Source organism: Pseudomonas sp. NPDC079367, from assembly GCF_044542195.1.
In the GTDB taxonomy this organism is placed as follows: Bacteria; Pseudomonadota; Gammaproteobacteria; order Pseudomonadales; family Pseudomonadaceae; genus Aquipseudomonas.
Window position 1 is genome coordinate 27,370 of record NZ_JBITTW010000011.1, and the last position, 22,420, is coordinate 49,789.

Sequence of the window (22,420 nt, forward strand, 5' to 3'; positions counted from 1 at the left end):
AAGGCATCAACCTGCCGGCCTCTCTATTTGCTCTGGATATCAATGGCTCCACGGTGGAAAGCACCGGCCTGGGCCTGGACATCGGCGACGCCGATCGTATCTGCTATCCAATCCCCGACACCCTGTGCAACGAGCCATGGCAGAAGCGCCCGACCGCGCAACTGCTGATGACCATGCACGAACTCGAAGGCGATCCGTTCTTCGCCGATCCCCGTGAAGTGCTGCGCCAGGTGGTGACCAAGTTCGACGAACTGGGCCTGACCATCTGCGCCGCATTCGAACTCGAGTTCTACCTGATCGACCAGGAAAACGTGAACGGCCGTCCACAGCCGCCACGCTCGCCGATCTCCGGCAAACGCCCGCATTCGACCCAGGTCTACCTGATCGACGACCTTGACGAATACGTCGACTGCCTCCAGGACATTCTGGAAGGTGCCAAAGAGCAAGGCATTCCGGCCGATGCGATCGTCAAGGAAAGTGCCCCGGCGCAGTTCGAAGTGAACCTGCACCATGTCGCCGACCCGATCAAGGCGTGCGACTACGCGGTCCTGCTCAAGCGTCTGATCAAGAACATCGCCTACGACCATGAAATGGACACCACCTTCATGGCCAAGCCGTATCCGGGCCAGGCGGGCAATGGTCTGCACGTGCACATTTCGATTCTGGACAAGGCCGGCAAGAACATTTTTGCCAGCGAGGATCCCGAGCAGAACGCCGCGCTGCGTCACGCGATCGGCGGTGTGCTCGAGACCCTGCCCGCGCAGATGGCGTTCCTCTGCCCGAACGTCAACTCGTACCGTCGTTTCGGCGCGCAGTTCTACGTACCGAACTCGCCGTGCTGGGGCCTGGACAACCGCACCGTGGCGATTCGGGTACCGACCGGCTCCGCCGATGCCGTGCGTATCGAACACCGCGTGGCGGGCGCCGATGCCAACCCGTACCTGCTGATGGCTTCGGTGCTGGCCGGCGTGCATCACGGTCTGGTCAACAAGATCGAGCCGGGCGCACCTGTCGAAGGCAACAGCTACGAGCAGAACGAGCAAAGCCTGCCGAACAACTTGCGCGATGCCCTGCGCGAGCTGGACGACAGCGAGGTGATGGCCAAGTACATCGATCCGAAGTACATCGATATCTTCGTCGCCTGCAAGGAGAGCGAGCTGGAAGAATTCGAACACTCCATCTCCGACCTTGAGTACAACTGGTACTTGCATACCGTGTAAGCGGTTGCAGTAACAACAACGCCGCCGGCCTTAAAGCCTGCGGCGTTTTTTTTGCCCGCAATTGATGCTTACCGATCAACCAGCAATCTCGGAATGGCCCTACAGGGTCCGTCGAAGTCACCCTACAGAGCAATCCCTGCCGCCCTCTCACACTCAAGAACCCCGGGATCTGACCGGTTTTCTTTCCACAGTGCCGAGAGTAACCCTCATGAAAAAGCAGCTAATGAGCGCCGCCATTACATTGTTGATCACCAGTGTATGCACGACCGCAGGGGCAACCACAGGGCAAGCCGCCACATGGAGTTACGCCGCCCCCACCGGGCCGGAACAATGGAGCGAACTGAAGAGTGACTATGCGCTTTGCTCGTCCGGCCTGACGCAATCGCCAATCGACATCCGCGATGCAGTCGACACTCGACTTGCCCCCCTTGTCTTCACGTATCAGCCGAGCGCAGCTGTCGTCTCGAACAACGGTAATACCATTCAGGTGGCGCCCGTGGATGCGGGCAGTCTCACCCTCGCGTCCGGCGATTATTCCTTCGTGCAGCTGCACCTTCATACGCCAAGCGAAGAACAGATCCAGGGCCGCTCCTATCCAATGAGCGCGCATCTGGTTCACCGTAGCGCTGCAGGCGAACTGGCCGTCGTCGCAGTGCTGTTTGAAGAGGGGGCGCACAACCCGGCACTGGATTTGATTTTGGAAGCCATGCCCAAGGAGGCGGGCGGTGTGATGAATCTGCAAACGCTGAACGTTACCGATCTTTTGCCTGCCACCCGCCATTACTACGCCTACGCTGGCTCCCTGACGACACCACCGTGTGCTGAAGGTGTTCGCTGGCATGTCCTTTCCACAGCGGTGACGCTGTCTCCCGCACAACTGCAGGCTTTCCAGGCGCTGTACCCGATGAACGCTCGTCCGGTGCAACCCTTGAATGGCCGTAGCGTGGAGGTCGGCGGCTAGGTCGCAGACGGCCAGCCGGGGCAATGGGCCCGTGCAGACAAGGTGCAAGTCGCCTCGTACAATGCCCGCTGCCCCCGCTGGAGATTTCAATGAGCCGACTCGTCACCCCACGCAAACCCCGCGCTCGCAGCCAGGCCCGGATCGATTCGATACTCGACGCCGCGCGCACGCTGCTGGCGGCCGAGGGCGTGGCGAGCCTGTCGATCTACAGCGTCGCCGAACGCGCGCAGATTCCGCCCTCCTCCGTGTATCACTTTTTCGCCAGCGTCCCAGCGCTGCTCGAAGCGCTGACCGCCGATGTGCATGCGGCATTTCGCGCCTGCCTGCAAGCGCCGATCGATCACGATGCCCTGCATGACTGGCGAGATCTGTCGCGACTGGTCGAACAGCGCATGCTTGAAATCTACGACGAAGACGCGGCTGCGCGGCAATTGATCCTGGCGCAACACGGCCTGACCGAAGTGACCCAGGCCGACCGTCAGCACGACCTGGAGCTGGGCGATTTGATGCACAAATTGTTCGACCAGCATTTCGAGCTGCCGAGGCTGCCGGACGATGTCGATGTGTTTGCCCTGGCGATGGAACTGGGCGACCGGGTTTATGCCCGCTCGGTGCAGCAGCACGGCCAGATCACCCCGCGCATGGCTGAGGAAGGGATGCGGGTGTTTGATGCCTACATCGGCCTGTATCTACCGCCCTATCTACCTAAACGCTAATAGATCGCAGCCTTCGGCAGCTCCTACCTTGGAATGCGTCCCCCTGTAGGAGCTGCCGAAGGCTGCGATCTTTTGATCTTCAAAAAAAACCCCGCAGGGCTCACACCCTCGGGGTTGTTTTTTGCTCACCGACTTACAACTTGGCGATCGACACCTCGGTGGATTTCACGAAAGCAATCACCTCACTGCCCACCACCAGCTCCAGCTCTTTCACCGAGCGAGTGGTGATCACCGAAGTGACGATACCCGAAGCGGTCTGCACGTCGATTTCCGACAGCACGTCGCCGAGGACGATTTCCTTGATCGAGCCTTTGAACTGGTTGCGCACGTTGATGGCTTTGATAGTCATGGCATTGATTCCTGTCGTTGATAAAACTGAGTTATTGCGCCCAACGCAATTGCGCAGGCAGGGGTGAAACGGGTTCCGGCGTCGGCGGTTCGCCGGGCAGGGACAGAACACGGTTGAGCACTTCGGTTTCCAGTGCGGCCAGGCGATGCGAGCCGCGCGCGCGTGGGCGCGGCAGTTCGACGTGCAGGTCGAGGCCGACTTCGCCGTCCTCGATCAGGATCACCCGATCGGCAATCGCCACCGCTTCACTGACATCGTGGGTCACCAGCAGCACGGTAAAACCGTGTTGCTGCCAGAGCCGTTCGATCAGTTGCTGCATCTCGATCCGGGTCAGTGCATCCAGCGCGCCGAGCGGTTCGTCGAGCAGCAGCAGTCGCGGTTGATGGATCAGCGCCCGGGCCAGCGCGACGCGCTGCTTCTGGCCACCGGACAATGCCGCCGGCCATTCATGAGCGCGATCCGCCAGGCCCACCGCTTCCAATGCATCCAGCGCTTGCTGGCGCCAGTTACCCTTGAGGCCGAGGCCGACGTTGTCGATGATCCTTTTCCACGGCAGCAGCCGCGCTTCCTGGAACATCAGACGCGTATCGTCACGCGCCTGGCTGAGCGGCGCGGAGCCGGCGAGCAGGTCGCCGCCAGTTGGTTGATCGAGACCGGCCAGCAAGCGCAAGAACGTGCTCTTGCCACAACCGCTGCGCCCGACCACGGCGACGAACTGCCCCGCCGGAATATGCAAATCGATGTCCCGCAGCACCTGCCGCGCGCCGAAGGTTTTCTGCAGGTTGCGCACCGCCAGCGGAATCCCGCGCAGCAGCCGTGGAGGTTGTTGAGCGGTCATGCCGCACCTCCCTTGGCGACCTGATAGGCCGGGTGCCAGCGCAACCACACACGTTCAAGCCCTCGGGCGGCGAGGTCGGCGAGTTTGCCCAGCACCGCGTAAAGCAGAATCGCCAGTACCACCACATCGGTCTGCAAAAACTCACGGGCATTCATCGCCAGATAGCCGATACCGGAGCTGGCCGAGATCGTTTCAGCGACGATCAGCGTCAACCACATGAAGCCCAACGCGAAACGCACACCGACCAGAATCGAAGGCAGCGCACCCGGCAGAATCACCTGCCGGAACAGACTGAAACCGCTCAAGCCATAACTGCGCGCCATCTCCACCAGCGCTGGATCGACGTTGCGGATGCCGTGGTAAGTGTTGAGGTAGATCGGGAACAACGTGCCCAGCGCCACGAGGAAAATCTTCGCCGACTCATCAATGCCGAACCACAGAATCACCAGCGGAATCAGCGCCAGATGCGGCACGTTGCGAATCATCTGCACCGAGCTGTCGAGCAGGCGTTCGCCCCACTTCGACAGGCCGGTGATGAAACCCAGCACCAGGCCAATGCTGCCGCCGATGGTGAAACCAAGTGCCGCGCGCCAGCCGCTGATCGCCAGGTGCGTCCAGATCTCGCCGCTGCGCACCAGACTGACGCCGGCTTCGATTACTGCCACCGGTGCCGGCAGGATCCGCGTCGACAACCAGCCCGCCGACACCGACAACTGCCACACCGCCAGCAGCAACACCGGCAGCGCCCAGGGCGCGAGGCTGTGGATTAATTTCTTCATGGCCGCGCCTCAGCTCTGCGACGCGGCTTTGGGCAGGATGTCGTTGGCAACCATCTCGCCGAACGGGCTGACATAACCGGCGCTTTTCGGCAGTTCCGGGCGCTCGACGTCCAGGTGCGGGAACAGCAGCTCGGCCACACGATACGACTCTTCGAGGTGTGGATAACCGGAGAAGATGAACGTATCGATGCCCAGATCAGCGTATTCCTTGACTCGCGCTGCCACAGTCGGGCCATCGCCGACCAGTGCCGTACCGGCGCCGCCACGTACCAGACCGACGCCGGCCCAGAGGTTCGGGCTGACTTCGAGGTTGTCGCGGCTGCCGCCGTGCAGCGCGGCCATGCGTTGCTGGCCGACCGAATCGAAGCGCGCCAGCGAGGCCTGCGCACGTTGGATGGTGTCGTCGTCCAGATGCGAAATCAGCCGGTCCGCCGCTTGCCAGGCTTCGGCGCTGGTTTCACGGACGATCACATGCAGACGAATACCGAAGCGCACGGTGCGTCCGAGCTTGGCGGCTTTGGCCCGGACTTGTGCAATTTTTTCGGCAACGGCCGCTGGCGGCTCGCCCCAGGTCAAGACCATCTCCACTTGCTCGGCGGCCAGATCCTGCGCCGCTTCCGATGAGCCGCCGAAATACAGCGGCGGACGCGGTTGCTGGATCGGCGGATAGAGCAGCTTGGCGCCTTTGACGCTGATGTGCTCGCCGTCGTAATCAACGGTTTCGCCTTCCAGCACGCGACGCCAGATACGGGTGAATTCTACCGAGGCCTGATAGCGTTCTTCGTGGTTGAGGAACAGACCGTCGCCCGCCAATTCTTCCGGGTCGCCGCCGGTTACCAGATTGAACAGCGCACGCCCGCCGGACAAACGATCCAGCGTCGCAGCCTGCCGGGCCGCAACCGTCGGGGAAATAATCCCGGGGCGCAGGGCAACGAGAAATTTCAGACGCTGGGTCACCGCAATCAGCGAGGCCGCCACCAGCCACGAGTCTTCGCAGGAGCGCCCGGTAGGAATCAGCACACCGCCAAAACCGAGGCGATCCGCCGCTTGCGCAACCTGTTGCAGGTAACCGTGGTCGACCGCGCGGGCGCCTTCGGCGGTGCCAAGGTAATGGCCGTCGCCATGGGTAGGCAGGAACCAGAAAATGTTGAGGCTCATGGAGTGGTCTCCTTGTGGATTCGAATTACTGCGCTTGGGAGCTTTGGGCCACAGTGGCCGGCGGGGTCCAGATCACGTCCTTGATACTCAGCGGCTTGGGAATCAGCTTGAGCTGGAAGAACGTGTCGGCGATTTTCTGTTGTGCGGCGACCACGTCCGGGGTAAGGAACAGCGCGCCGTAGCCTTGGCGTTTCACCGAGGTCAGGGTGATGTCTGCCGGCAGACCGAGCAGTGGCGCGACCTGTTGGGTCACGTCCTCAGGATTGGCTTTCGACCATTCGCCGACCGCGCGCACTTCTTCGACGAGCGTCTTGATCACCTCGGGATTTTTCTGCGCGTAAGGTTTGGTAGCGAGATAGAACTGGTGGTTGTCGACGATGCCTTTGCCGTCACGCAGGGTGTGCGCTTGCAGTTGCTTCTCGGCGGCCGCCTGGTACGGATCCCAGATGACCCAGGCGTCGACGCTGCCACGCTCGAACGCGGCGCGGGCATCGGCCGGCGGCAGGAACACAGTCTGAATGTCGCTGTACTTGAGGCCGGCGTCTTCCAGTGCGCGCACCAGCAAGTAGTGAACGTTGGAGCCTTTGTTCAGCGCGACTTTCTTGCCTTTGAGATCGGCCACCGATTTGATCGGGGAGTCTTTTGGCACAAGGATCGCTTCGCTGTGCGGCGCTGGCGGTTCGTAAGCCACGTAGAGCAGATCGGCGCCAGCGGCCTGGGCGAACACAGGCGGGGTTTCGCCGGTCACGCCAAAGTCGATCGAACCGACATTGAGACCTTCGAGCAGTTGCGGGCCGCCGGGGAATTCAGTCCATTGCACGTCGACGCCTTGGGCGGCCAGCCGTTTTTCCAGCGTGCCTTTGGCCTTGAGCAGCACCAGCGTGCCGTACTTCTGATAACCGATCCGCAAGGTCTCGGCTTGAGCTTGAGTAATGGCGCCAATGGACACAGCCGCAGCAAACAGAGCGACCAGACCACGACGCAAAAATACAGGGCGCATGGCGCTCTCCTTTTTGCTGTTGGGTTGTGGCTGCACCTGCTTGCCCGTTGGCGGGCGAGTAAGGCCAGTACTTCAAATTGCGGTGAGACTCAAATGCTCCAGCGGGCACTCAACAAACGTTCGTTCAACAAGCCCGGCTCCAGCGGTTTCGGCCGGCGCGCCATGGCGCCGACAAACTGCTCCAGCGCTTCATGCAGACGCTGCTCCAGCGCTGGAGCCAGTTGCGCGGCGGCACTGCCTTCGCCGTAAGCGATCTGGCTGTCCTCGGCGAAAATACCCTGCAGCATTTCCTGGGCTTTGAGTGCCGACAGCACAGGCTTGAGCGCGTAATCGACCACCAGCATGTGGGCGATACTGCCGCCGGTGGCCATCGGCAAGACAATCTTGTGGCTCAGCGCACGTTCCGGCAGCAGATCCAGCAGGGTCTTCAGCGCTCCGGAAAACGAGGCCTTGTACACCGGCGTGGCGATCAGCAGGCCATCGGCGTTTTCGATCTGTTGCAGCAGGTCGAGGACCTTCGGGCTGTCGAAGCGGGCGTGGAGCAGATCCTCGGCCGGGAAATCCCGTACCTGATAACTCACCACTTCCACCCCTTGCTGCTGCAACCAGCGTTGCGAACGCTCCAGCAGCACTCCGGAACGGGAGCGCAGGCTGGGGCTGCCACCGAGTGAGACGACCAGCATTGCAGATTCCTTTAAGCGTTACAGGCGATTCGCAGGCTGCGATCTCGCTTCAATGGCAGTGACCTTACCAGTTGATTTATATATCCATAAATCATATTTATTCATTTAGTTATGCGTTTAAGAGATATACCTTTTAGCCGAATTCAGGCGAAAAAAAAGGCCGTCGAGACGGCCGAAATTCCCCTGCATCGTGGCTCTTAAAGCTCAATTGCGGGTTGCCTGCGCTGACGCCTTCGGGGGCAAGCCCGCTCCCACATTTGGAATGCGTTCTCCCTGTGGGAGCGGGCTTGCTCGCGAAAGCGCCGGTAGCTACGGCCAATATCTCACTGATTCATTTGTTCGGCTGCGGCGTCAGGCGCAGGTACGGCTTCACCGCGCGGTAGCCTTTCGGGAAGCGCTGTTTGATCTCGTCCTCATCCTTGAGCGACGGCACGATTACCACTTCTTCACCGTCCTGCCAGTTGGCCGGCGTGGCGACTTTGTAGTTGTCGGTGAGTTGCAGCGAGTCGATCACCCGCAGGATCTCGTGAAAGTTGCGCCCGGTGCTCGCCGGGTAAGTAATGGTCAAGCGGATCTTCTTGTTCGGATCAATCACGAACAGTGAACGCACGGTCAGCGTGTCGTTGGCGTTCGGGTGGATCAGGTCGTAGAGATCGGAGACCTTGCGATCGGCATCGGCCAGGATCGGGAAATTGACAATGGTGTTCTGGGTCTCGTTGATGTCCTCGATCCACTTGTGGTGCGAGTCGACCGGGTCGACCGACAGCGCGATGGCCTTGACACCACGCTGGCTGAATTCATCCTTGAGCTTGGCGGTGAAACCCAGCTCGGTGGTGCACACCGGAGTGAAATCCGCCGGATGGGAAAACAGCACACCCCAGCTATCGCCCAGCCATTCGTGGAAACGAATCTTGCCGGCGCTGGAGTCCTGTTCGAAATCGGGGGCGATGTCGCCGAGTCTGAGGCTCATGGTGCTGCTCCTGATGAGGGATGGGAGACAACAACTGTAGCTCGTGATTGATCAGCGTTAAAAAGAATAAATAACTAGATATCTAGAACATTAAAGAATATTAAACATCTGTTCATTGGACACCGACCGGTATCGCGACGAACATCTCACGCAAGGTTCGAGAAGGCCTTGAGTTGCAGCAAAGAGGGAAATCGGGAAGGGCTTACGGGGGTGAGCCTGACTCGAAACGCAAAAGCCCCGTCCGGCGCGATGCCGGACGGGGCTTTTTTTTTGCTTCAGTAACTTGGTCGAGCTGTTACAGCAGCGGGATCGAGTAGCTGAGGATCAGGCGGTTTTCGTCCTGGTCGCGTTGACCGGCGATGTCGGTGCGCCACGAAGCGTTTTTCCACATGAAGCCGACGTTTTTCAACGGGCCTTCTGGAACAACGTACGCTACGGTCAGATCGCGTTCCCACTCGGAAGCGCCATTGGAAGTCTGGACGCGACGAGCGTAGGTATCTACGTTGTCACCGCGCAGGTAAACCATGCCGGCGGTCAGGCCTGGCACGCCAACTTTGGCGAAGTCATAGGAGTAGCGTGCTTGCCAGGTGCGCTCGCCGGCGCGGGCGAACTTCTGGATCTGCATGTCGGTGATCGTGTAGTTCGACGAACCGTCACCCTGGTTCAGCCAAGGGAAGTCGCTGCTGCCGTTGCTCACCTGATAGCCGCCACCAAAGGTGTGACCGGCAACGGTGTACAGGAACAAGCCGCTGTACAGGTTGTTGTCGACCTTGCCTTTGCCGTTACCCAGCGTACTGTTGCCGTACGCACCGTTGCTGAAGTAGTCCGAATCGTTGCCATTGCGGCCGTCATCGGAGCTATTGAAGTAACGGAAGTCGGACTTCAACACACCTGGGCCAATCGACCAGTTATGCACCAGACCCAGGAAGTGTTGCTTGTAGAAGTTTTCCAGATTGCCGTAGTAGTACTGGGCTGTCAGGTCTTTGGTGATTTTGTAGTCACCACCCGCGTAGATGAACTTGTTGCTGTTTGTGGTACGCGCAGTTGCGCCACCGATCGACAGCTGTTCATTGTTGCTGGAGTTACGACCTTTCACGTGCTCGATCTGGCCACCGACCAGCGTCAGGTCCTTGATCTCGCCGGAAGTGATCTGGCCACCCTGCCAGGTTTGCGGCAGCAGACGACCGTCGTTGGTGACGATGACCGGGTTCTTCGGCTGCAAGGTACCCAGCTTCAGTTCGGTCTGGGAAATCTTGGCTTTGGCCGTCAGACCCAGGCTGGAGAAGTTATCAACCGCCTGACCGTTGGATTCGCTTGGGAAAACAGTGCCGCCGTAGGCACTGCCAGCGGTGCCATCACCGTTAACGTTGCCGTTGGTGCCGCCGCCCGAATCCAGACGTACGCCCAACAGGCCGATGGCATCGATACCGAAGCCGACGGTGCCTTGGGTATAGCCCGAGATGAAGCGCAGGTCGAAGCCTTGGCCCCACTCTTCGTTGCGACTTGGTTCGGCAGTGCCGTTACGGTTGTCGGTGTTGATGTAGAAGTTACGCAGCCCCAGAGTAGCCTTGCTGTCTTCGATGAAACCGGCGGCGCCTGCCTGCTGCGCCATAACCCCAACGGCCACAGCCAGGGCCAAGGTGGACTTGTTCATGTATCGCTCCTCTCGTTCTAATTCTTGTGTTCCTGGTTCGGGGTCGATTTGCCCTGAATCCTAAGATGCGCGATTAGCGCCAGACCGTGACTGCCAAGTCAATCGTAACCTTGTGTGTCTACGACCATCGTCTAATCGCAGGTGACTGGGTCCCTGCAGCGTAAAGATTTCCTGATAATCCCAAAAAGAATTTATTCATCCTTTTTCATACCATTCGGGTATATGGCCCATTAATGGCCATCCGCGCTGGGAAACAGCGTATCGGCGCCTAAGCTCATTCCTAAATGGTATTTGTTGACCTTTTTTTAGATCGATTAGCTTTGGCGTGCTCCCAACACGTCAAATCCCCTCGAAAAGGCGACGCATCATGGCGAAACGCGCACTATCAAGTCAATTTGTTACAGTTTGTGTATCGGCGCTGTTTTCTTTTTCCGCACAGGCCGCCGGTCTGACCGTGGGCTATCAAACCGGCATCGACCCGAGCAAAGTGCCGCAGGCCGATGGCGTCTACGAAAAAACCATTGGCAAGAAGATCGACTGGCGGCGCTTCAACAGCGGCCCGGAAGTCGTCACCGCCATTGCTTCCGGCGACGTACAGATCGGCAACCTCGGCTCGAGCCCATTGGCTGCAGCGGCCTCGCGCAATCTGCCGATCGTGGCGTTTATTGTTTCGGCGCAGATCAATGCCGCCGAAGCCTTGGTGGTGCGCAATGGCAGCGGCATCGACAAGCCGCAGGATCTGGTCGGCAAAACCATCGCCACGCCGTTCGTGTCGACCTCTCATTACAGTCTGCTCGGAGCGCTGAAGCACTGGGGCCTGACTACTTCGCAAGTCAAAGTGGTCAACTTGCAACCGGCGGAAATCGCCGCCGCGTGGAAGCGGGGCGACATTGACGGGGCGTTTGTCTGGTCGCCGGCGCTGGGCGAGATTCGCAAGACCGGCAAGACCCTGACCGACGCCGCCCAGGTCGGCCAGTGGGGCGCGCCGACCTTTGAGGTTTGGGTGGCGCGCAAGGACTTTGCCGAGAAGCATCCCGAGGTTGTGGCGAAATTTGCCAAGGTCACCCTGGACTCGTTCGCTGATTACGCGGCGCACAAAGACAGCTGGACGGCCGACTCGGTGCCAGTACAGAAAATCGCCAAATTGACCGGTGCCAACGCGGCGGATGTGCCGGAACTGCTGGCCGGCTCCACATTTCCGGATGCTCAGGCGCAGCAGACCACCGCGCTGCTGGACGGCGGCACCGCGAAGGCAATCGCCGAAACCGCGAAATTTTTGAAGGAACAGGGCAAGGTCGAGACTGTGCTGCCGGATTATTCGCCGTATGTCAGCGCGAAATTCGTAACGCAATAAAAGCTTCGCGAGCAGGCTCGCTCCCACAGGTGCATTGATCGTTCCCACGCTCTGCGTGGGGATGCAGCCCGGGACGCCCGCGTCCCATCAAAAGCCGAACGCGGAGCGTCCGTTGAGGCATTCCCACGCAGAGCGTGGGAACGATCGATGGCGTGACGCGATTACAGCGTCTTCTCGAAAATCTTCGAATTACGCTGATAGTTGTACAACGACGCCCGTGCCGCCGGCAGGCGTTCAACGCTGCTCGGCTCGAACCCGCGCTCGCGGAACCAGTGCGCGGTCCGTGTGGTGAGGACGAACAGGGTCTTCAGACCCTGCGCCCGCGCTCGGGTTTCGATGCGCTCGAGCAATTCGTCGCCACGGCCGCCATGGCGATACTCCGGGTTCACCGCCAGGCACGCCAGTTCGCCGGCATCGGAGTCGGCAATCTGATACAGCGCCGCACAGGCGATGATCATGCCTTCGCGCTCGACCACGCTGAACTGTTCGATCTCGCGCTCCAGCACTTCGCGCGAGCGGCGCACCAGAATGCCCTGCTCTTCCAGCGGACTGATCAGATCGAGCAACCCGCCGACGTCTTCGATCGCCGCCTCGCGCACCCGTTCGAATTGCTCCTGTGCGACCAGCGTACCGCCACCGTCACGGGTGAACAGCTCGGTCAACAGGGCGCCGTCTTCGGCGTAACTGACGATATGGCTACGCGCCACGCCGCCACGGCAGGCTTCGGCAGCCGCGTCGAGCAACTCCGCTTGATAATTGCTCATGCCCAGACGCTGCAAATGCGCCGGCACCTGTTGTGGGCGCAGTTCGCGCACCAGTTTGCCGTTCTCGTCGATCAGGCCAAGCTCGGCGCCGAACAACAGTAGCTTGTCCGCGCCCAGATCAATCGCGGCGCGGGTGGCGACGTCTTCGCAGGCAAGGTTGAAGATCTCGCCGGTTGGCGAGTAGCCCAGCGGCGACAGCAGCACGATCGAACGCTCATCGAGCAGGCGATTGATGCCCTTGCGATCGACCCGACGCACTTCGCCGGTGTGGTGATAGTCGACGCCTTCGAGGACGCCGATCGGCCGCGCGGTGACGAGGTTGCCACTGGCCACGCGCAGACGTGAGCCCTGCATCGGTGACGAGGCCATGTCCATGGACAGCCGCGCTTCGATGGCTATGCGCAACTGGCCGACCGCATCGATCACACATTCGAGCGTCGCGGCATCGGTGATGCGCATGCCGTGATGGTAATGCGGGGTCAGGCCACGGGCGGCGAGGCGGGTTTCGATCTGCGGGCGCGAACCGTGCACCAGCACCAGACGCACGCCGAGGCTGTGCAGCAAGACCAGGTCGTGGACGATATTGCCGAAGTTCGGATGCTCGACGCCGTCGCCGGGAAGCATGACGACGAAGGTGCAGTCGCGGTGAGCATTGATGTAGGGAGACGCGTGGCGGAGCCAATTGACGTATTCGGGCATGAACCTGGGCCTGTAATAAAGAGCAGCCGAAAAAAGGGGCGAAACGAAAAACGCACAGCGGGCTGATGGTTATCGTCGGAACAGGCTTGGCGACACGCGCGCTCTCCTCATGAATACGGGTTGGGGTGCAGGCAATTTACCGGGTTCGGTCAGATAAAACACAGATCTCCTGGTGGGAGCGGGCTTGCTCGCGAAGGCGTCCTGTCAGTCGCCAGCAAAGTGTCTGAAACACCGCTTTCGCGAGCAAGCCCGCTCCCACAGGGGATATCAGGGTTTGTCCGGGCTCAGGCAGTAATGTTCAATCAACTGCCGAATCAGATGCACGGTAGGCTGCAAACGTGACATTTCAAGGTACTCGCCCGGTTGATGCGCGCAGGCAATGTCGCCGGGGCCGAGCACGATGGTTTCGCAGCCGAGGCGCTGAAGATAAGGCGCTTCGGTGCCGAACGCTACTGCTTCGGCGCGATGGCCGGTGAGCTTTTCGGCGACGCGCACCAGTTCGGCGTCTTCGGCCTGCTCGAACGGCGGCACTTCCGGAAACAGCGGTTGGTAATCGATCTTCACTTTATGCCGCTCGGCGACCGGGTTGAGCTTGCGCAGGATTTCCGCACGAAGCACGTTGGGGTCCATGCCCGGCAGCGGCCGCAGGTCAAACTCCAGCGAACACTGGCCGCAGATGCGATTGGGGTTGTCGCCGCCATGGATGCAGCCGAAGTTCATCGTCGGTTGCGGCACGCTGAATTGTGGATTGCTGAATTCGCGTTGCCACAACAGGCGCAGACCACGCAGTTCGCCGATGGCATCGTGCATCGCTTCAAGGGCGCTGTGGCCCAGGCGCGGATCTGAAGAGTGGCCGCTCCGCCCGAGGATATCGATGCGCTCCATCATGATGCCTTTGTGCATGCGGATCGGCTTGAGGCCGGTCGGCTCGCCGATCACCGCCGCGCGGCCCAGCGGTTGCCCGGCCTCGGCCAGCGCGCGGGCGCCGGACATCGAGCTCTCTTCGTCGCAGGTGGCGAGGATCAGCAGCGGCTGCCTGAACGGTTGCTCAAGCAGCGGTTGCACGGCTTCAATGATCAGCGCAAAAAAGCCCTTCATGTCGCAGCTGCCCAGCCCGACCCAGCGGCCATCGACTTCAGTGAGTTTCAGCGGGTCGGTCTGCCACAACGCGTCGTCGTACGGGACCGTGTCGCTGTGCCCGGCCAGCACCAGGCCGCCGGGGCCACTGCCGAAACTGGCGAGCAGATTGAATTTGCCGGGGCTGACCTGCTGGATGTCGCAGTTGAAACCCAGGTCACCCAGCCAACCCGCCAGCAGATCGATGACGGCGCGGTTGGATTGATCCAGGCTCGGTTGGGTACAGCTGACCGATGGCGCTGCAATCAGCGCGGCGAACTGGTCTTGCATGGATGGCAATGGCATCACTGACTCCAGGTCCCGGATTGAGGCCCACTATAGAACCATCCGGCGCGCGGAATAAACCGCCGCAGGGCGTAGGAAGTTTGACTCCTGTACACTGCACGGCCTTGGCAGCCACACATTCCCCCGGCTGCGCTCCCGATATCCTGGATTTTCCGGCCATGCAGAAAGAAACCGAAATCAAACTCCGCGTCAGCCGCGAAACCCTCGCCGCGCTGCGTGAGCACCCGCTGCTGAAGAAACGCAACAAAAGTGGCTGGGAACGCCGTGAGTTGATGAACCAGTATTTCGACACCCCCGAGCGCGACCTGGCCCGGGCCAAAGTCGCCCTGCGCCTGCGCAAGGATGGTGACGAAGTGATTCAGACCCTCAAGACCCGTGGCCAGAGCGTCGCCGGTCTGTCCGAGCGTAACGAGTACGACTGGAAACTGCCGAAAGCCAAGCTCGACGTGAAGAAGCTCGACGGCGAATGCTGGCCCGAGGCGCTGGCCGAGCTGGACAAGAAAACCCTCAAACCGATCTTCACCACCGATTTCGTCCGCGAGCGCGCCGAAATCGCCTGGGGCCGTGGCAAGACCAAAGTGGTCATCGAAGCCGCGCTGGACCTCGGTCACGTGGTGGTCGGCAAGCAGAAGGAAGAAATCTGCGAGCTGGAACTGGAACTGCGCGAAGGCGAACCTGCCGCGCTACTGGAGCTGGCTGCCGAACTGGCCGAAACCCTGGCTTTGATGCCGTGCGATATCAGCAAGGCTGAGCGCGGTTATCGCCTGCACGACGCCAACAGTTACTCGCTGAGCTTGCCGGCGCCGCAGCTGAGCACCGAAACCCGCCTCGACGACGCCTTCGCCGCACTGAGCTGGCATTTGCTCGGCAGCAGCCAGCGTCTGGCCGAGCAGTATCGCTTCAACGGCCACTGGCGCCTGCTGCAGGACTGGGTCGAGAGCCTCGCGGAAATGCGCGCGCTGCTCAGCAGCCTCGGCCAGGCCGCACCGCGTCAGTCGACCCACGATTTGCGCGTGGCCCTCGATGCCTTGCTGGAAGACTGGCGTCCGCTGGTCCAGGTCGGCATTGAAGACGAAGACGTGCGCAAAGCCGCGCCGGAACAATTCCTCGAAGAACTGGAAGACCCGCGCTGGGGCCAGTTCTCGCTGAACGCTTCGCGCTGGCTGTTGGCCCGCACCTGGACCGCCGAGCGCAATACTCGCGGCAATCGTCAGGGTGATGCGCAATTGCACAGCTGGTTGCCGCGTCTGTTGGGCGAAGAAGCCACCGCTCTGCAGTTGCAGCGCTATCAGCAACAGCCGGAAGATCTCGCCGAGCAACTGCCGCGGATCGAGCGCATTCAGGTCTGGCTGCACCACGCGCGCAACGTGCTGGACATACCGGAAATGGATCGCCTGTACGGTGAACTGAACAAACTGGCGCAACTGGCCAACGAGCCGACCATCACCGACGAACTGCTCGATGCGCGCAAGCATCAGGCGATTGCGGTGTACCAGAACCGCGCCTGGAAAATCCTCCTGCGCATGTAACACCGCTAAAAGATCGCAGCCTTCGGCAGCTCCTACAGGGGAATAGCATTCCAAAGGTAGGAGCTGCCGAAGGCTGCGATCATTTGCTTTTGGCTACACCGGCAGGCTGGTAGTGGATTTGATCTCCGACAGTGCCACGATCGAATTCACTTCCTGTATCCCCGGCACCAGCGACAGCTTCTCGAAAAAGAACCGCTCGTACGCCTCAATGTCCGCCGCAACAATGCGCAACATGAAGTCCACCGCCCCCATCAGCACATAACACTCCAGCACTTCCGGAAAGCCGCGAATCGCCTCGGTGAACTCGGTGAAGTTCGAGCGGCCGTGCGCGTTGAGTTTGATCTCGGCAAAAATCTGCGTATTCAGGCCGATCTTTTTGCGATCCAGCAAGGTCACCTGACCACGGATGATGCCCTCCTCCTTCATCCGCTGAATCCGCCGCCAGCACGGCGATTGCGACAGGCCCACCTGCTCGGCGATCTGCGCGCTCGACAGCGAAGCGTCTTCCTGCAGCAAGGCAAGGATCTTGCGGTCGTAGGCATCCAGCTCGCTGTGCATAAAAAATCCTCATATATCAGTTTCAACGAATCACTTTTGTCGATAAGTGCACTAACGCGCCGATCATAGCCAAGAAATACCCCGCACCGAATGTAAAAATTTCTCCACTGATCTGGAGATTCACCATGCCGCACCTTGAAGCCGTAAACAGCCCCGCCACCCGCGCCGATGTCTGGAACGTCAACAACGCCCACTGCCTGGCGCAGTACCGAATTCTTGCCGAGGCCGAGCCGGATCTGCTGGTGCGCGTGCTGAATCTGTTCGCCTTGCAGTTTCTGACCCCGGAGCAGGTCAAGGTCCAGCGCCAGGACGATCTGCTGTCGATCGATCTGCTCATGGGCGGCCTGAGCTGGCATCGCGCGCAAGTGATCGGGGAAAAACTGCGTAACCTGATCAGCGTCTGCTCGGTGGATCTGCACAACGCCGACGCGGCGTGGCAAGCGCCCGCCCAGGCTGCCGGCTGACAAATCCGGCAACGGCTTCGTCGGGTAGTGGCCCAACGGTCAGCGGGGCCACGACTATCCTTTTGCGCATGTCGCTCAAAAAGGAACGCCGCATGTCCGTTCAATTTGCCACTCAGGACCGCTGGCTGGACCTTAACGATGTCTTGCGTGAACTGGTCGCCCAAGGCTTCATCTGCCAGGACGCGGCGGAACAGGCGCTCAATGCCCGCCGTCGCCATGCTGCTCACGGGCAGATGCATCCGCTGGAATTCATCGCCAGCCAGCAACTCGACGACCTCAGCCGTCCGGGCAAACATCTGGATCTTGAAAGCCTGACCCTGTGGCTGGCGCAGCAGGCCGGCCAGCCGTACTTGCGCATCGATCCGCTGAAAATCAACGTCGCGGCGATCACGCCGCTGATGTCCTACGCCTTCGCCCAGCGCCACAAAATTCTCGCCGTCGCGGTGGACCGCGATGCCGTGACCGTGGCCAGCGCTCAGCCCTACGTCAGCGGATGGGAAGCCGATCTGACCCACGTATTGAAGCTGCCGATCAAACGGGTCGTGGCCAATCCCGTGGACATCCAACGGTTCAGTGTCGAATTTTTCCGGCTGGCCAAATCCGTCAGCGGCGCCAGCAATGCCGACGCGCAGAGCGGCAACCTCGGCAACTTCGAACAACTGCTCAACCTCGGTGCCAGCGATCAGGAGCCGGACGCCAATGACGCTCATATCGTCAACATCGTCGACTGGCTGTTCCAGTACGCCTTCCAGCAACGCGCCAGTGATATCCACATCGAACCGCGCCGCGAGCACGGCACCGTGCGTTTTCGCATCGACGGCGTGCTGCACAACGTCTACCAATTTCCGCCGCAGGTGACCATGGCGATCGTCAGCCGCCTGAAAAGCCTCGGCCGCATGAACGTCGCGGAAAAGCGCAAACCCCAGGACGGCCGGGTCAAGACCAAGACGCCGGACGGTGGCGAAGTGGAGTTGCGTCTGTCGACTTTGCCGACAGCGTTCGGCGAAAAAATGGTCATGCGGATTTTCGACCCCGAAGTGCTGCTGAAGAATTTCGACCAGTTGGGTTTCAGCGCCGACGACCTGCGCCGCTGGCAGGACATGACCCGTCAGCCCAACGGCATCATTCTGGTCACCGGGCCGACCGGTTCGGGCAAGACCACGACCCTGTACACCACCCTGAAAAAACTGGCGACGCCGGAGGTCAACCTCTGCACCATCGAAGACCCGATCGAAATGGTCGAGCCGGCCTTCAACCAGATGCAGGTGCAGCACAACATCGAACTGACCTTCGCCGCCGGAGTGCGCGCGCTGATGCGCCAGGACCCGGACATCATCATGATCGGCGAGATCCGTGATCTGGAAACCGCCGAAATGGCGATTCAGGCCGCGCTCACCGGGCACTTGGTCTTGTCGACCCTGCACACCAACGACGCGCCAAGCGCGATCAGCCGTTTGCTCGAACTCGGCGTGCCGCATTACCTGATCAAGGCGACCGTGCTCGGGGTCATGGCCCAGCGTCTGGTGCGTACTTTGTGCCCACACTGCAAGACGCCGCTGACGCTCGAGGATGAAGACTGGCAAACCCTGACCCGGCCCTGGCAAGCGCCGCTGCCGAGCAATGCGCAACGGGCGATCGGCTGCCTGGAATGTCGCGACACCGGCTATCGCGGCCGCGCCGGGGTCTACGAAATCATGCAACTGAGCGACAGCCTGAAGGCGCTGATCACTCCGGACACCGACCTCACCGCGATCAGGCGCCAGGCCTTCAAGGAGGGCATGCGCAGCCTGCGCCTGTCCGGTGCGCAGAAAGTCGCGGCGGGGCTGACCACGGTGGAGGAAGTGCTGCGGGTGACACCGCAAAGTGAGTTGAAATAAGTCGGCACGGAACTGGATCGGGGATCGGCTATCCAACGCCGTAGTCAATCCCAGGAGTCACCTCATCATGCGTCTCAAACTTGCTGTCGCCACCTTGGCCCTGCTGTCGCTTCCCGTTGGTTCGGCCATGGCGGACAGCTTTTGGCGTAACGTCATCTCCTCCGGTGCCACGACCGGTTCGACCTACCTGACTTTCAAGGATCACAAGCTGATCGTCGCCGCTCAGGACGACGCCGGCAGCTTCGTCGCCAGTGACGGCGGCATCCGTGGCCCGTACCTGGAAGCAGCCATGCAGAAAGTCCGCGCCGACAATCCGGGCCTGCAGGCTTCGGACATGGAACTGGCGAACGCGATTCTGGCGAAGAACGCGGTGGCGTCCGAATAAGCCTTTCGCGTATGAAAATGCCGCTCGATCGAGCGGCATTTTTTTTGCGCCAGAATCAAAAGATCGCAGCCTTCGGCAGCTCCTACCTTTGGAATGCATTCCTACTGTAGGAGCTGCCGAAGGCTGCGATCTTTTGATCTTCAGCGGTAATCATCGACCGGCACACACGCGCAAAACAGATTGCGATCGCCGTAAACGTTATCCACCCGATTCACCGCCGGCCAATACTTGTGCGCCCGGGTGTGCGCATCCGGGGTTATGGCCTGTTCGATGCTGTAAGGGCGCTCCCAGATTCCAGTGACATCGACCAAGGTATGCGGCGCGTGTTTGAGCGGGTTGTCTTCGGCCGGCCAGTTGCCCTTATGCACTTCATTGATCTCGGCGCGAATGCTCAGCATCGCCGCGATGAAGCGGTCGAGCTCTGCCTTGGATTCGCTCTCGGTCGGCTCGACCATCAAGGTGCCCGGCACGGGGAAGGACATGGTTGGCGCGTGGAAGCCGTAATCCATCAGCCGCTTGGCGATGTCTTCCTCGCTGATGCCGGTCTGCGCCTTCAGTGGGCGCAGATCAAGAATGCATTCATGCGCCACCCGGCCATTGCGCCCGGTGTAGAGCACCGGGAACGCGCCGGATAAATGCTGCGCCAGATAATTCGCCGCCAGAATCGCCACCTCGCTGGCGTCCGCCAGTTGCGGCCCCATCATGGCGATGTACATCCAGCTGATCGGCAGAATGCTCGCACTGCCCCACGGCGCTGCGCTGACTGCACCGTTCTGCGCCAGCGGCCCGTCAATCGGCACCACCGGGTGGTTGGCGACGAACGGCGCCAGGTGCGCGCGAACCCCGATCGGGCCCATGCCCGGCCCGCCGCCGCCATGGGGAATGCAGAATGTCTTGTGCAGATTCATGTGCGACACGTCGGCACCGATATCGGCCGGCCTGGCCAAGCCAACCTGGGCATTGAGGTTGGCGCCATCCATGTACACCTGACCGCCATGCTGGTGAACCACTGCGCAAATGTCGCTGATGCCTTCCTCGTAAACCCCGTGGGTCGACGGATAGGTCGCCATCAGGCACGACAACTTGTTCCCCGCCTCGGCGGCTTTCAATTTCAAATCATCCAGATCGACATTGCCCGCCTCATCGCATTCGACAATGACCACGCGCATCCCGGCCATCTGCGCCGACGCTGGATTGGTGCCGTGGGCCGACGACGGAATCAGACAGATATCCCGCGCGCCTTCCTTCCGGCTCTCGTGATATTTACGGATCGCCAGCAGCCCGGCGTATTCACCTTGAGCGCCAGAGTTGGGCTGCATGCAGATCGCATCGAAACCGGTAATCGCACAGAGCCAACGCTCAAGCTCCTCGATCATCAGCGTGTAACCGACGGCCTGCTCTCTCGGTACGAACGGATGCAGATTGGCGAACTGCGGCCAGGTGATCGGGATCATTTCGCTGGTGGCGTTGAGTTTCATCGTGCAGGAACCGAGCGCAATCATCGATTGGTTGAGCGCCAGATCCTTGTTTTCCAGTTGCTTGAGATACCGCAGCATCTCGGTTTCGCTGTGGTGCGCATTGAAGACTGGATGGCGCAGGTACGGCGTGCTGCGCTGCAGTTCGTCGGGAATTGCCGATCCAATTTGCTGTGCATCCAGCGCGTCGACGCTCAAGCCGTGATCGGCGCCGAGCAGCACATCGAACAGTTTCGCCACGGTGTGTTCGTCGCAGCTCTCGTCCAGGCTCAGACCGATGCGGCCTCGACCAAGAATGCGTAGGTTGATCTGCGCTGCCTGAGCGCTTTCGATGATTGCGGTTTGTGCGCCGCCGACGTCCAGCGTCAGCGTGTCGAAGAACTGCCTGTTGAGCCGTTTGATGCCGTTGCGCTCAAGGCCCGCTGCGAGGATGCATGTCAGGCGATGCACGCGCTGGGCAATACGCTTCAAACCCTCGGGGCCGTGATACACCGCATAACAACTGGCGATATTGGCCAGCAGGACCTGCGCCGTGCAGATGTTCGAATTGGCCTTCTCGCGGCGGATATGTTGCTCACGGGTTTGCAGGGCCATGCGCAGCGCCACGTTGCCGCGAGCATCCTTCGACACGCCGATGATCCGCCCCGGAATTGCCCGTTTGTATTCTTCGCGGCTGGCGAAGAACGCCGCGTGCGGACCGCCATAACCCATCGGCACACCGAAACGCTGGGACGAACCGAACACCACATCGGCGCCCAGCTCACCTGGCGGCGTCAACAAAAGCAAGCTGAGCAGGTCGGTGGCGACGCAGGCCAGTGCCTGTTGCGCGTGCAGATGATCGATCAGGGGTTTGAGATTGCGGATCTCGCCGTGGGTGTCGGGGTATTGCAGCAGCGCGCCGAATACCTCGTGCTGCGCCAGGTTATCCACCGCGTCGACGATCAGCTCGAAGCCGAAACCTTCGGCGCGGGTCTGCACCACGGAGAGGGTTTGCGGATGGCAGTTTTCATCCACAAAGAACAGATTGCTTTTCGACTTCGCCACGCGCTTGGCCAGGGCCATGGCTTCGGCCGCTGCGGTGGCCTCATCGAGCAACGAGGCGTTGGCCAGTTCCAGACCGGTGAGGTCGATGGTCAGTTGCTGAAAATTCAGCAGCGCTTCGAGCCGCCCTTGGGCGATTTCTGGTTGGTATGGAGTGTACGCGGTGTACCAGCCGGGGTTTTCCAGCACGTTGCGCAAGATGACGGTTGGCGTGACGGTGCCGTGGTAGCCCATGCCGATCAGGCTGGTGAACAGTTGGTTCTGCTCGGCATACCCGCGCAGTTTCATCAACGCAGCTTGTTCGTCGAGGGCCGGCGGCAGATCCAGTGCGCGATTCAAGCGGATGCCCGGCGGCACGGTCTGCTCGATCAGCTCGGCGCGACTGCCAAGACCGAGGCTGTCGAGCATCGCCTGCTGCTCGGCAGCATCCGGGCCAAGGTGACGGCGCAGAAAGGCTTCGCTATCGCGTAACTGGCTCAGGGACGACAACTGGGACATGACGGGCTCTCCTGGCTGACGGTTGG

Annotated in this window: 19 protein-coding genes and 1 pseudogene; 8 read left to right on the forward strand and 12 right to left on the reverse strand. The window is 60.8% G+C overall.

Translation table 11 applies throughout. From position 1 onward, the window contains the following. Positions 1-2: 2 nt before the first annotated feature. The 3 genes and pseudogenes from ACIGDJ_RS12240 to ACIGDJ_RS12250 form a co-directional block, all read left to right on the forward strand. Positions 3-1,220 (forward strand): annotated as a pseudogene (locus tag ACIGDJ_RS12240) (glutamine synthetase family protein); the annotation flags it as partial. 208 nt (positions 1,221-1,428) lie between these two features. Continuing rightward, the gene (locus ACIGDJ_RS12245; protein ID WP_312999748.1) at positions 1,429-2,181 is read left to right on the forward strand and encodes a carbonic anhydrase family protein; all 753 of its coding nucleotides are present in this window, start codon (positions 1,429-1,431) and stop codon (positions 2,179-2,181) included. 89 nt (positions 2,182-2,270) lie between these two features. Continuing rightward, positions 2,271-2,897 carry a TetR/AcrR family transcriptional regulator gene (locus ACIGDJ_RS12250; protein ID WP_101161463.1) on the forward strand — a complete coding sequence of 209 codons (627 nt, stop codon included), beginning with the start codon at positions 2,271-2,273 and terminating at the stop codon, positions 2,895-2,897. A 133-nt stretch (positions 2,898-3,030) separates the two neighbouring features. Here the strand turns inward: ACIGDJ_RS12250 and ACIGDJ_RS12255 are convergent, their stop codons facing one another. The 8 genes from ACIGDJ_RS12255 to ACIGDJ_RS12290 all read right to left on the reverse strand — a co-directional run bounded on the left by ACIGDJ_RS12255 (position 3,031) and on the right by ACIGDJ_RS12290 (position 10,328). Further along, on the reverse strand, positions 3,031-3,246 hold the full coding sequence (locus tag ACIGDJ_RS12255; RefSeq protein ID WP_003229256.1) for a molybdopterin-binding protein: 216 nt from the start codon (positions 3,244-3,246) through the stop codon (positions 3,031-3,033). Between the two features lie 31 nt (positions 3,247-3,277). After that, positions 3,278-4,084 carry an aliphatic sulfonates ABC transporter ATP-binding protein gene (gene ssuB, locus ACIGDJ_RS12260; RefSeq protein WP_397479312.1) on the reverse strand — a complete coding sequence of 269 codons (807 nt, stop codon included), beginning with the start codon at positions 4,082-4,084 and terminating at the stop codon, positions 3,278-3,280. Further along, a complete protein-coding gene (ssuC, locus tag ACIGDJ_RS12265; protein ID WP_093097304.1) occupies positions 4,081-4,863 on the reverse strand; it encodes an aliphatic sulfonate ABC transporter permease SsuC in 783 nt (260 codons plus the stop codon). The genes ssuB and ssuC overlap by 4 nt, the downstream gene beginning before the upstream one ends. Before the next feature lie 9 nt (positions 4,864-4,872). Further along, positions 4,873-6,021, reverse strand: a complete 1,149-nt coding sequence (ssuD, locus tag ACIGDJ_RS12270) for an FMNH2-dependent alkanesulfonate monooxygenase (RefSeq protein ID WP_101161467.1) — start codon at positions 6,019-6,021, stop codon at positions 4,873-4,875. Between the two features lie 25 nt (positions 6,022-6,046). Beyond that, positions 6,047-7,021 (reverse strand): sulfonate ABC transporter substrate-binding protein, encoded by a 975-nt coding sequence (locus ACIGDJ_RS12275; protein WP_397479313.1) that lies wholly within the window; start codon positions 7,019-7,021, stop codon positions 6,047-6,049. An 89-nt stretch (positions 7,022-7,110) separates the two neighbouring features. Next, on the reverse strand, positions 7,111-7,704 hold the full coding sequence (ssuE, locus tag ACIGDJ_RS12280) for an NADPH-dependent FMN reductase (RefSeq protein WP_101161471.1): 594 nt from the start codon (positions 7,702-7,704) through the stop codon (positions 7,111-7,113). A gap of 331 nt (positions 7,705-8,035) precedes the next feature. Continuing rightward, positions 8,036-8,674 (reverse strand): peroxiredoxin, encoded by a 639-nt coding sequence (locus ACIGDJ_RS12285; RefSeq protein WP_024014725.1) that lies wholly within the window; start codon positions 8,672-8,674, stop codon positions 8,036-8,038. A gap of 295 nt (positions 8,675-8,969) precedes the next feature. Continuing rightward, the gene (locus ACIGDJ_RS12290; protein WP_397479314.1) at positions 8,970-10,328 is read right to left on the reverse strand and encodes an OprD family porin; all 1,359 of its coding nucleotides are present in this window, start codon (positions 10,326-10,328) and stop codon (positions 8,970-8,972) included. A gap of 367 nt (positions 10,329-10,695) precedes the next feature. Between ACIGDJ_RS12290 and tauA the strand changes: the two genes are divergently transcribed. After that, positions 10,696-11,682, forward strand: coding sequence for a taurine ABC transporter substrate-binding protein (tauA, locus tag ACIGDJ_RS12295; protein ID WP_397479315.1), 987 nt, complete (start codon positions 10,696-10,698; stop codon positions 11,680-11,682). A gap of 161 nt (positions 11,683-11,843) precedes the next feature. On the opposite strand, the gene argA is transcribed toward tauA, so the two are convergent. Then, positions 11,844-13,145 carry an amino-acid N-acetyltransferase gene (gene argA / locus ACIGDJ_RS12300; protein ID WP_129997877.1) on the reverse strand — a complete coding sequence of 434 codons (1,302 nt, stop codon included), beginning with the start codon at positions 13,143-13,145 and terminating at the stop codon, positions 11,844-11,846. A gap of 267 nt (positions 13,146-13,412) precedes the next feature. Beyond that, on the reverse strand, positions 13,413-14,567 hold the full coding sequence (gene argE / locus ACIGDJ_RS12305; protein ID WP_101161478.1) for an acetylornithine deacetylase: 1,155 nt from the start codon (positions 14,565-14,567) through the stop codon (positions 13,413-13,415). Positions 14,568-14,725: 158 nt separating this feature from the next. Between argE and ACIGDJ_RS12310 the strand changes: the two genes are divergently transcribed. After that, positions 14,726-16,096, forward strand: a complete 1,371-nt coding sequence (locus ACIGDJ_RS12310) for an inorganic triphosphatase (protein ID WP_397479316.1) — start codon at positions 14,726-14,728, stop codon at positions 16,094-16,096. A 93-nt stretch (positions 16,097-16,189) separates the two neighbouring features. On the opposite strand, the gene ACIGDJ_RS12315 is transcribed toward ACIGDJ_RS12310, so the two are convergent. Further along, positions 16,190-16,654 carry an Lrp/AsnC family transcriptional regulator gene (locus ACIGDJ_RS12315; RefSeq protein ID WP_024014730.1) on the reverse strand — a complete coding sequence of 155 codons (465 nt, stop codon included), beginning with the start codon at positions 16,652-16,654 and terminating at the stop codon, positions 16,190-16,192. A gap of 125 nt (positions 16,655-16,779) precedes the next feature. Between ACIGDJ_RS12315 and ACIGDJ_RS12320 the strand changes: the two genes are divergently transcribed. The 3 genes from ACIGDJ_RS12320 (at position 16,780) to ACIGDJ_RS12330 (ending at position 19,380) form a co-directional block, all read left to right on the forward strand. Further along, entirely contained in the window at positions 16,780-17,118 is a 339-nt protein-coding gene (locus ACIGDJ_RS12320; RefSeq protein ID WP_101161482.1) for a hypothetical protein, read from the forward strand. Positions 17,119-17,210: 92 nt separating this feature from the next. Continuing rightward, the gene (locus tag ACIGDJ_RS12325; protein WP_101161485.1) at positions 17,211-18,995 is read left to right on the forward strand and encodes a GspE/PulE family protein; all 1,785 of its coding nucleotides are present in this window, start codon (positions 17,211-17,213) and stop codon (positions 18,993-18,995) included. A 64-nt stretch (positions 18,996-19,059) separates the two neighbouring features. Further along, complete coding sequence (locus ACIGDJ_RS12330; protein WP_172667868.1) at positions 19,060-19,380, forward strand: DUF2388 domain-containing protein; 321 nt, start codon at positions 19,060-19,062, stop codon at positions 19,378-19,380. A gap of 140 nt (positions 19,381-19,520) precedes the next feature. Here ACIGDJ_RS12330 and gcvP read toward each other — a convergent pair whose 3' ends face one another. Beyond that, positions 19,521-22,394 carry an aminomethyl-transferring glycine dehydrogenase gene (gene gcvP, locus ACIGDJ_RS12335; RefSeq protein WP_397479317.1) on the reverse strand — a complete coding sequence of 958 codons (2,874 nt, stop codon included), beginning with the start codon at positions 22,392-22,394 and terminating at the stop codon, positions 19,521-19,523. Positions 22,395-22,420: the final 26 nt, after the last annotated feature.